The organism is Chloroflexaceae bacterium, assembly GCA_025057155.1.
Classification (GTDB): domain Bacteria; phylum Chloroflexota; class Chloroflexia; order Chloroflexales; family Chloroflexaceae; genus JACAEO01.
The window spans coordinates 1-10,091 of record JANWYD010000036.1; the positions used below are offsets into that span (position 1 = coordinate 1).

Sequence of the window (10,091 nt, forward strand, 5' to 3'; positions counted from 1 at the left end):
GGGCCGCGCTGCTTTTGGAGCACTGGCATCCACGTATTGCTCCATGACTGAGTGTTCGGAGTCGTGCATGTTGCCGCTGCCCCACCCCGGCGTGCAGCGGACTGGCCTGCGGCCTCGGCCAGCCGCTGACGCCGGCCGTTGGGTTGCCTAGCAGGCAATCGGTCATCTTGAACGAAAAGTTATGAGCAAGAGAGTGAATATTCCCGAGTCTGAACTTAAAATTTTGTTTGCTAAGTCAGGAAATCTCTGCGCATTTCCTGGTTGTCAAACCCAAGTCATTGCTCAAGAAGGCGATGAGCTTAAGCCGATTGCGGAAATGGCGCATATGATTGCATACGGAGATACTGGACCACGAGCAGACCCAAGCGTACCTCTAGAAGAGCGCAACAAAGCAGCAAATCTGATTCTTCTTTGTCCTACTCACCACGCAATAATAGACAAGTTTGAATACCAATATAACGTGCATGTTCTTCGCCAAATGAAGCACCTGCACGAACAGAAGATCGCACAATCCTTACGGCAAGGGGTACTGGATAGCGGAGAAGGGAAAACCACCCAAGAAAGCCTTTATGCATCTTTCCTGCCCGTTGTACATCTTCCAGAGATCGTTTTCTCAGCAGAAACTCCATATAGAAGAGATAATATCCTGGATTTATTCAAGTATCTAAAGGCCAACGAAAGCCGAAACATATTGTATGCTTTTGAATTGCGCGAAAGGAAGATATTTACTTTTTTCGACCTGCGCGACTCTGCAAACCCTTTTTGGGGAGCATATGATGGTTCCACAGTCACAGTTGCAAAAGCAACTGACCTATGGGCTGAATCTGATGGTCATCGTCTGTATGTTGCTTTGTTGAATAGAGCCTTGAATAGTTTTCTAAGAATGAAAGGGGTAATTTATGACCCTACCCATCGTAGATACTTTTTCAAGCTAGATAAAGAAAAAGTTGAAAGAAAGTTCACTTACACGGCGCTATCAGGGAGAAGAACCACAAAGGCTGTCGTTCACCAGCCAACAACTAAAGCCACAGGCTTGCCCAAATCATACTGGATTCATCTGGCGGCTAATTTAGCATTTCAGCAAATAGCACCGCAACAATGGGTGCTTACCATACGTCCCGAACGTCATATAACCAAAGATGGATATGACCCTTACTTGCATACTTCAATTGGCAGCAAAGTCACGAAGATTAAATCAAGGATGTACAACTGGGAGTCCCTTCAAGAAATACAATTGTGGCGTGAATTTATTACTCAGGCGCGTCCACGGTTGGTTCTCCGTTTTGGCAAGCAGGCTCTAATCATTTAGAATATGTTGCCAGAGGGTATTATTGAATGGGCAGGCGCACCTAACGATAAGAAGGATTTTGTTTTTCAACAACATTCCGAAGACCTTTTCAGTTTTGCCGAATTAAGTTTTCTGAATGAAGAAACCGAAGACACCGAAGATAGCATCTATCTGGACGAGTATGAAGAATGAGCACTCCTAGACCGAAGAGGCAACGACTCTTGAAAAAGCCCAATCTGGAATTGGTGTGGTTGCCTGAACCAAAGTTGACTTTTGCAGGCGGTTCACTTCATATCAACCCTAAGATAGGGATTCCTCTCTTTGGCCCTCGTTCACTCAACACCCCAAGACACAAGGGAGAAGTACACGTCGGTTTTGTTGGAGACATCAATGCTATAGAGAAGGTGAGACAATTCATTGATGAGTGCAAAACGGGTTTGAACGCAGAAGATATTGAAAATGGTTCGATAGCATTTCCTGGACTTTCAAATGATCTGGGGTATAGATTTCAAATTATCTTATCCGACGAGACTGTTGAAAAAATAACAAAAGCAGACAGGGATCGCATCTTGCAGAAGACGAGTCTTGCGGGGCAGCTTTGTGGGATGCTTGATTTAATTGAGATGAAAGTAAAGATTCTCTGCGAGAAAGACCATCCTTTAGATTACATCTTTATTGTACTTGAAGAAAGCGCCTACAAAAGATTACGTATGGTAGAAACTCCTGATCCATTTTCTGAAAAAGGCTCTGTAAAACGAGATTTCCGCCGCGCCAACGCGCGCTTGGAATGTGTTTACAGCAATGTACTATAAAGTTGGCGGTCTTCCATGGGGATTAACCGATATAGAACCAGCAACTTGTTTTATAGGCATCAGTTTTTTCCGTCCCTACGGTGAGCTAATCTATATTCGAGCGAGTATTGCTCAAGCCTTTAACGAATATGGCGACGGGCTTATATTGCGGGGTCAGAAATTTAAATGGGACGATGAGTTAGACAAGTCTCCTCATCTTTCTGAAACTCTAGCGCAACAGTTAATTCAAGATGTTCTATCACGTTATCAAGCGGAAGGCAGACAATTACCCCGAAGGGTGGTGATTCATAAATCGTCACGATTTGAACCCGAAGAACGGGAAGGCTTTAAGAAAGCCTTGTCGCAAATTCCTGAATACGATTTGGTAACTGTTGGAACTACGGGCAATTTTAGGCTATTACGTAGTGGGAACTATCCTCCACTGCGGGGAACTGTACTGAGTACTGGCGATATTCACATCTTGTACACGACGGGTTATATACCAGAACTAGGCAAATATCCTCACGGGCATGTTCCAATGCCATTAAGAGTAGCTGACCATTATGGCGATAGTACCAAGACACAACTGCTGAAGGAGTTATTTGTATTGACTAAAATGAACTGGAATACTGCTGATGTAGATGGAGCATGGCCAATCACTTTGCAGTTTGCCAGAGCAGTCGGAGACATCCTCAAGGAAATTCCTGATGGCCAAATTCCTGAACCGAAATATGTTTACTATATGTGAAAGGCATCCCAACACGCGCATTCAGCCGCCACGCTCTGCTCGCTTCGCTTGCTCCGCGTGCGGCTGATGCGCCAGCCGTTAGGCCGCCACCATCAATCAATGCTCTACTCAAGCGATGGTATACTGCAGCTATCCGAATCTGTCTACTCCGTTGCAACTCCGAAATCCTTACCGAACATAGCGGCTTGCCTTTTGAGTCTTCGCCAGAGTTGCTGCCTGTAGTGGTTCCGAACCTAAATCATCACTGTCTGTAGTAGCGATTTGGCGAAGGACGTGCAAAGTCTATGAATTGTCAGTATGGGAACAAGTTCATTCGATCTGATAATTGGCTTCGTCTTAGGAGTGCTCACAAACTTCGTCGCTTGGGGACTACTTTTCCACTTCTTTGTCCCTAAAATCCGCTTTTCCCCGTCTATTAGTAAAGTTCGGATGAAAAAGACGGAGGAAGATAAATCTGGTTATAGATATAAATTTAAGATTGAAAATTGCGGGATTCGCAACATTATTGATATAGAACTTACAGCTAGAGTTAGCGTAAAAATGGGAAGGACTTGGAATATTGTGTACGTGCCATTGAGTCCAGACGGAAGTACGAGCTATAGAATCCCGATACTTCTTCCTGCCAAGAAGAACAAAATAGGACGCAGGAAGATATTGTTTCTATATACTAATAGCACCGACATACTACATGACTGGCCTATCTTTCCAGAAGAAATTAGACGAGCAGCGCGGAACAAGACACTACTCCTTGATGATTTAATGAGATCGGGAAAGACCGCGAAGTTAGAAATTCAAGCATACTGTTATGATAGCTTTAGTGGATCAAGAACACTGTTCGTATCAAAGCCGTATTCTGTAAGTGACATCGTGGAGGGTCCTTTCGATCGCAAAGGCCTCGATGTATTGCCTCACCAACCAAAGAAAATGTCGACCGACTCGGTATTTACTGAAAGAAAACAACAACCCGTAATGAAGGAAGATAAACTCTTAATGCAATTGCTCGATCTAGATTGAACATAACTTCTGTTTACACGCTTTCAGTGGCGGATCAACAAGGCGTTGCAGCGGACGCCGCTTCGCGTCGAGCAAGATCGTGGCGTTTTTGAAAGCTGGATTCGGTCCGAAATCCGTATCGTTCTATCAGTGCGGCACCGCTGAACGCCAGGCCGTTATGCCTCTTTTTTGAGAAGACGAACATCGTTTATTAGAGTGATCTTCCATGACAACTTTGATATTTGCTGAGAACTTCCGATCAGCATTTGAGAATTATATCAGACAGGGCCAAATAGCCCCTCTTTTCTTATTAGGAGATGCCTTTTTCGTGCTTAAGGAGCTTCCTGACTCTTCTATTGACTGTGTTATGACCTCACCACCCTATTGGGGAAAACGGCAATATGAGAATGGTGGAATTGGGCTTGAAAAGGATTACCGTGACTATGTGCGACACCTGGCGAAGATTTTTCTTGAGCTTAAGCGTGTATTGAAACCTGCAGGATCATTCTGGCTCAATATCGGAGACAGCTATCAACGTAAGAATTTGCTCGGAATTCCTTGGCGTGTTGCTTTTGAATTGACTGATAATCAGGGCTGGATTCTTCGTAACGCCGTTGTGTGGAATAAAGTTAAGAGCGGCATGGATAATACAACCGATCGACTTGGCAATATTTATGAAATGGTTTTCCACTTCGTCAAGCAACCCAAAGGTTATTACTACAATGCGGATGCCATTCGCTCGAAGCCACGCGAAGCGAAAGTCGTAAATGGGGCTGTCGTTTCCGCAACGGGAGTATCGGGAGTGCGCTATAGACGCCAAATTGAACTATCTACCGCCCTGTCTGAACAGGAAAAAGCCGCTGCTTATGAAGCCTTGGATAAGATGCTTGCAGAAGTTGCGGCAGGGCGTATTTCCGACTTTCGTATGATTATCCGCGGGCAACAGCGTACAACGCATTCAGATAGTGAAAAAGTGTCAGGACGAGCAAAAGAATTGATTGAAAAAGGATTCTACTTCTTACGGTATCACCCCAAGGGTTGCAAACCAAGCGACGTATGGGATATTCTTCCAGAAGATACTCAGGGAAGAGACTTGCACTTTGCGCCCTACCCTGTTGACCTTTGTAGAATACCAATCCTCGCTACATGCCCCCCAGCAGGGGTTGTTTTAGATCTTTTCTGTGGTACAGGTACTACCCTCTATTGTGCTCTCAACCTGGGTCGTAAATCGGTTGGAATTGACATATCGCGTAAGTATCTTGAAATTGCACAAGAAAGGTGCACCGAACTATGAGCAAGGTCGTCGAACTGTTTGGCATCTCAACTGAGAGAAGGGAAGAAAACTGGAGTCAGATTGTTCGAGAACAGATCTGTCCTTTTTTGGGAAAGAGATGTTATAAAGTAAGAAAGAGCGACCCTAACACTTCAATTGGAACATGCACAGTTCTCTATGGGAAGGTGGCTGAGCCTATCGTTATATGTCCGACTCGTTTGACCGAGCGGCGACAGATTTTTTCTGACTGTCTCCATCTTCTTACTACACATCAACCTGGTAACGAATTACACATTGTCTCGGAAGTCTCTGTACCGGGCGGTAGCGTTGACTACTTTCTGGTTTCCGTTAGAGACGGAAAGGTTAAGGACTTTGTCGGCATTGAAATTCAGACGTTAGACACAATCGGTACAGTATGGCCAGAGCGGCAAAGATTTCTGAGTGAGATAGGGATTCCGCGACCAGACGATGCCGAAAACTTTGATTAACCATACGGCATGAATTGGAAAATGACGGCAAAGACTATTTTGGTTCAAATGCATCACAAAATTGACACCTTTGAGCATGTCAATAAGAAACTTGTCTTGTGCGTCCAAGATAAGCTTCTTGAATATATGGCTAAGGAGTTTAACTTTGCACATCTTGAGAACCCAGCCGTGCTTGGGGACTCGATGCATTTTCATGCCTATAGGATTGCTCGGCAACACGATGGATCATTCAAGTTAACTATGCAGTTGCGTCTCAGCACAGACGCGGACGGAATAGCCACTTGTCTTGGCTTACAAGCTGAAGCCAGAGTGGAACTCGATCAGATTTTGGAAGCTGTGCAAGCTAAAATTTCTCCCGCTACTCGTTTTGTGCCAGGATGATGGAGCGGGGCGTAACACGCGCATCAAGCCGACACGCTCCGCTCGCTTCGCTCGCTTCGTTGAGCACCTCACGGATGAGCGGGTCGTAGAGTGTACGGGTGTCGATAGCGTCGTTGGCGAGCCAGCGTCGAATACGGGCAATGCGGCCGGCTGCTTTGGCCAGACCAGGAATGTGCAGTGTGAGTTGGCTGAGATGAACCGACTGCCCCTGGATCAGACCGACGATAATTCAGATCCAGTTGCTCAACCGGCGCCAGCGGAGCGCGGGATGAACGGCCTGCAATTTCTCGGCGAGACGGGTGTATACTTCCTGGCTGCTGCTCATACTGTGCCTCCGTACTGGAATGGTGTGGCAACCCCCCGGATGCCACAGGTGAGCACCTTCGTTTTTCGGCGTCCTAAAGCTCTGTAACCCTAGTGTTAGTTACTCAGCTCGCTTCGCGGGCGGCTTATGCGCCAGACCGTTAGCAGCCAAGGAAAATGCGTGCCGAAACCCTAAGCCTCCATACAGAAGTCGAGGCGCTTCTGATCGAAGCCCAGCTTCCCGTTGGCGATCTCGCCAGTAGTCGCAACCTCAAGCTGCTCGGTATGCGGAATGGCGATCGCCTTGTTGGCGTCGTCGGCGTCGAAATTTATGGGAGGGTTGGCCTGCTCCGGTCGTTGGCCGTTGAGCCGACGCAACGGAACTCCGGGTTCGGGAGCAGCCTGGTGTCAAATGCCGAAACGTTTGCAGCAGAGCAGGGGGTTGCAACCCTGTATCTTCTAACCACGACGGCGGCACAGTTCTTTGCCAGGCGTGGCTACGAGGCTGTACCACGGTCTGAGGCTCCGGCGGCAATTGCGGCAACGGCCCAGTTCTCCGATCTGTGTCCGGCCTCGTCTACGTTTATGCGCAAAGTGTTGGCCGCTAACCATTCGCCGCAGGCGCGACGGCCCTGACGGGCCGCGGCCTGAGCTCAAACGTTAGCCGCCTATCGAGTAATCAGCGTGTCAGAGGGTCAAAATGAGTCCAGACATCTGGAGTCAGTGGTTGCTGAATCGGCGTTTTAGCGGTGACCCGCAACGAAAGCAGGCTGCATTGGATTATCTATATCCAGTGCGAGACAAAGTGCTGAGTAACGCTAACCTGACCGAAGGCGAAACTTTGCTCGATATAGGCTGCGGCGATGGGCTAATTGCTTTTGGGGCGTTAGAAAGGGTTAAGACGGGTAAGGTTATCTTCAGCGACATCTCCCAACACCTGCTCTATCACGCTCAAACCATTGCGCGGGAAATGGGCGTGCTGGATCGTTGTCAGTTTCTTCTCGCCTCAGCAGACGACCTGTCTGCCCTCGACGATGTTTCGGTGGACATAGCGACAACACGCTCGGTCTTGATTTATGTCTCAGCGAAGCAACAAGCATTCAAGGAATTCTATCGTGTGCTCAAACCCAAAGGACGCTTGTCCATCTTTGAGCCGATTAATCGGTTTGCCCATTCTACCCAGTCGCCGCATATGTTCCGGGGCTATGAGGTAACCCCTGTTATGGAAATCGCCCAGAAGGTCAAGGCCGTTTATCAACGACTACAGCCGCCTGACACCGATCCAATGTTGGACTTTGACGAACGCGATTTGATTGCTTTTGCTGAAAGAGCGGGCTTCACGGAAATTCATCTTGAATTGCAGGCGGAAGTTAAGCCGCCTGCGGAAGGGAATTGGGAAACGTTTCTTCGAACTGCGGGCAATCCCAAAATCCCGACCCTCGAAGAAGCGATCCAGCAAGCGTTGACGCCCGATGAAGCAGAGAAATTCGTTGCCTATTTGCGTCCGCTCGTGGAAAGAAAACAAGGCGCAAGCAGGTCGGCTGTAGCGTACCTCTGGGCTGTTAAGAATTGACAGGGGATGGACGCCTGCCATGCGCTTCCAGCCGACCGCGCTCCGCGCTGCGGCTGAAGCGCAGGCCGTTAGGCGATATAGAGCAACATCTGTTATCAAGATAGTATCGAAGCATCCAAAACATCCGAGTTATCAAGACTCTATTAGCCAATATTCCGGCCAGGAATGGCGTTTTGTTCAACTCTTGATTGATGATTCAGCCGCGGCGATCATTGAATATGTATTGATTTTCGAGCCGCGGATAAAAGGGCCGTAACGCACCATACAGGAAAGGCGCGGTCTGTTATGAATAAGAAGATAGAACTTTGGGCTTTTGCCTCGCTCATGGGATGTCTGCTATTCCTCACGCTGTCGTTTACATTACTTTCTGGTGGCTGGGCTATTGTTGGAAGCGTGATTGCAGTGATTCTTGGCATTCTATCTGGCGGATTGTTTGGGCTTTCAATCAAGCCCAAGGAATGATTGCAGCGCTATTCCGCAAACAGTTTGTTGCTGTCCAACATCGCTACGAGTCGACCTCGCTTCGTTCAGAGGGGACGGCGGACTAAAAAACTGCATGAACTGCGCCAGGGAAAGACTTCAAGCTCGCAACTTTGCCCGATCATCCCGGAAGCGCCAACGGCGCCTCGTGGCGCCCTATGACCATCCGCTCGATACGCGCTGATTACAGATAACGTGCCTGATGACCACACTGCTGGATCGCATGACCATCAATCCCGAGATCAGTCACGGCAAGCCAACGATTCGCGGCTTGCGCTATCCGGTCGAGACGATCTTGGAATTGCTCAGTTCGGGCATGACGATCAAGCAGATCCTCGCCGATGATGAGGATCTTGAACGCGCGGAGATTCGCGCCGCCCTGGCGTTTGCGGCGCGCCGAAGCCAGATCAAGCGGCTGGAACTGGTCACGGTATGACCTTCCTTGGCGATGCGCATCTGCCGCGCCGATTGGCCCGTAAGCTGCAGGAAGCCGGACACGACGCTATTCACCCATTGGATCCGCCCAAGGGCAATCGTTCGACTGATAGCGACATCAACGAGGTCTCGGTACGCGCGAACCGGGTGGTTATCACTAAATACGCTGATTTCGTCAACTCCTTTCTGTTCACCGGTCAGCCGTACAAGCTCCTGGTCGTGCCCGCTGGCAACGTCACGAATGCCGCCCTCGAAGCGCTGTTTCTCCCGAACATTTCGGCCATTGTCACGGCCTTTCAGACTCATGGCTACATCGAACTCACGCCTACGGCCCTGATTGTGCCCATGTACCTGTGCCGCATGCCGGTGCGCACACAGCCGTGCAGCCCAACACGGGTTGCAGCCGACGCGCTGCGCGCTGCGGCTGAACCCAGCCGTTAGCCAGCTTCTCCGGGGATTGCTGATGAGGACAAAGTTTTCACTTGGCATCATCCTGATTGTGATTTCGGTAGTGCTCTTGGTTATAGCAATTTACCAGGTGACGCCGACGATGGCTGTCGATTTTCCTTGCCAAGCCGGTTTAGTTCCAGATGTGCGCCCTGACACGCGTATTGCGTACTGTGTCAGTCTGTGGCCCCTCGAAGCATTCAGTGGAGGTGGGGTCTACGCCTTGGGCGCAACGGATCAGGATGAGATCACAGTTGGAATGCTGAAACTCGAGAGACAGGAACAAACCCTGGTTGTGAATGATCACCCGCTAGAAGTTGGAGAGACGTACAGTACGGTTCGCTGGACACCCTCTCTCAATCCCTGGCTTATATTCACAACGCGTTTTTTTGTGAAGAATGAGGGGCTAAAGCGAGCAAACTTACCAACATCGAGTGATACTCTCTATGTCTCTGGTGATGTGTATGAAGGCTGGTTGCCAAATCCGGCAGGTTTTCTTATTTTGGGTGGTGGCATTTTGTTCCTCGTGCAAGGCATCAAAGAACGTAAGGGTAAGCCTATGAAAAATCAAGCGGGCTAACCCGCCGCTCTAGCCAAACGCTTCGCTCGCCGCTTCGAGGCTCGCTCCGCGCTGCGGCTGAACGCTGACCGTTAGCCTCCGGCGCAGCCGCGCATCGGGCGACTCAAACCAGCCCGCGAACGGTCTCGCTGGAATGGCCGTTGCTGAAACATGCCCGAGACGGGGTTTCGCTGCGCGGTCTTCCGGGTTGGCGTCGGGGGGGGGGGGGGTTGACCGCCCCACCCCAACCACATGCAGGGTTGTAAGGGGGGCAGGCGAACAGGCGGCCCCCCGCCGCGGACAGGCGAAACAGCAGACGCCGTTTTTGCGGA

13 protein-coding genes and 1 pseudogene are annotated in these 10,091 nt (G+C 49.4%); 13 read left to right on the forward strand and 1 reads right to left on the reverse strand.

Features of this window, described 5'->3' with window-relative positions; genetic code table 11:
- Positions 1-181: 181 nt before the first annotated feature.
- The 7 genes and pseudogenes from NZU74_19975 to NZU74_20005 all read left to right on the forward strand — a co-directional run bounded on the left by NZU74_19975 (position 182) and on the right by NZU74_20005 (position 5,962).
- On the forward strand, positions 182-1,309 hold the full coding sequence (locus NZU74_19975; protein ID MCS6883612.1) for a hypothetical protein: 1,128 nt from the start codon (positions 182-184) through the stop codon (positions 1,307-1,309).
- A 3-nt stretch (positions 1,310-1,312) separates the two neighbouring features.
- Positions 1,313-1,480: a hypothetical protein gene (locus NZU74_19980; protein MCS6883613.1), complete on the forward strand. Its 168-nt coding sequence runs from the start codon at positions 1,313-1,315 to the stop codon at positions 1,478-1,480.
- Positions 1,477-2,100, forward strand: a complete 624-nt coding sequence (locus NZU74_19985) for a hypothetical protein (GenBank protein ID MCS6883614.1) — start codon at positions 1,477-1,479, stop codon at positions 2,098-2,100. The genes NZU74_19980 and NZU74_19985 overlap by 4 nt, the downstream gene beginning before the upstream one ends.
- On the forward strand, positions 2,090-2,827 hold the full coding sequence (locus tag NZU74_19990) for a hypothetical protein (protein MCS6883615.1): 738 nt from the start codon (positions 2,090-2,092) through the stop codon (positions 2,825-2,827). The genes NZU74_19985 and NZU74_19990 overlap by 11 nt, the downstream gene beginning before the upstream one ends.
- Before the next feature lie 429 nt (positions 2,828-3,256).
- On the forward strand, positions 3,257-3,841 hold the full coding sequence (locus tag NZU74_19995) for a hypothetical protein (protein ID MCS6883616.1): 585 nt from the start codon (positions 3,257-3,259) through the stop codon (positions 3,839-3,841).
- 205 nt (positions 3,842-4,046) lie between these two features.
- Positions 4,047-5,114, forward strand: coding sequence for a site-specific DNA-methyltransferase (locus NZU74_20000; protein ID MCS6883617.1), 1,068 nt, complete (start codon positions 4,047-4,049; stop codon positions 5,112-5,114).
- Positions 5,111-5,962: pseudogene (locus NZU74_20005) on the forward strand (NotI family restriction endonuclease). The gene NZU74_20000 and the pseudogene NZU74_20005 overlap by 4 nt, the downstream one beginning before the upstream one ends.
- A 495-nt stretch (positions 5,963-6,457) precedes the next feature.
- On the opposite strand, the gene NZU74_20010 reads toward NZU74_20005, so the two are convergent.
- Positions 6,458-6,643 carry a hypothetical protein gene (locus tag NZU74_20010; GenBank protein MCS6883618.1) on the reverse strand — a complete coding sequence of 62 codons (186 nt, stop codon included), beginning with the start codon at positions 6,641-6,643 and terminating at the stop codon, positions 6,458-6,460.
- Between the two features lie 322 nt (positions 6,644-6,965).
- Between NZU74_20010 and NZU74_20015 the strand changes: the two genes are divergently transcribed.
- The 6 genes from NZU74_20015 (at position 6,966) to NZU74_20040 (ending at position 9,780) form a co-directional block, all read left to right on the forward strand.
- On the forward strand, positions 6,966-7,838 hold the full coding sequence (locus NZU74_20015) for a class I SAM-dependent methyltransferase (protein ID MCS6883619.1): 873 nt from the start codon (positions 6,966-6,968) through the stop codon (positions 7,836-7,838).
- A gap of 19 nt (positions 7,839-7,857) precedes the next feature.
- Positions 7,858-8,094, forward strand: a complete 237-nt coding sequence (locus NZU74_20020) for a hypothetical protein (GenBank protein MCS6883620.1) — start codon at positions 7,858-7,860, stop codon at positions 8,092-8,094.
- Positions 8,095-8,123: 29 nt separating this feature from the next.
- The gene (locus NZU74_20025) at positions 8,124-8,300 is read left to right on the forward strand and encodes a hypothetical protein (GenBank protein MCS6883621.1); all 177 of its coding nucleotides are present in this window, start codon (positions 8,124-8,126) and stop codon (positions 8,298-8,300) included.
- Between the two features lie 220 nt (positions 8,301-8,520).
- Complete coding sequence (locus NZU74_20030; protein MCS6883622.1) at positions 8,521-8,754, forward strand: DUF433 domain-containing protein; 234 nt, start codon at positions 8,521-8,523, stop codon at positions 8,752-8,754.
- Positions 8,751-9,194: a DUF5615 family PIN-like protein gene (locus NZU74_20035; protein MCS6883623.1), complete on the forward strand. Its 444-nt coding sequence runs from the start codon at positions 8,751-8,753 to the stop codon at positions 9,192-9,194. Before NZU74_20030 ends, NZU74_20035 begins: the two co-directional genes overlap by 4 nt.
- Positions 9,195-9,216: 22 nt before the next feature.
- Positions 9,217-9,780 (forward strand): hypothetical protein, encoded by a 564-nt coding sequence (locus NZU74_20040; protein MCS6883624.1) that lies wholly within the window; start codon positions 9,217-9,219, stop codon positions 9,778-9,780.
- The last annotated feature ends 311 nt before the right edge of the window (positions 9,781-10,091 follow it).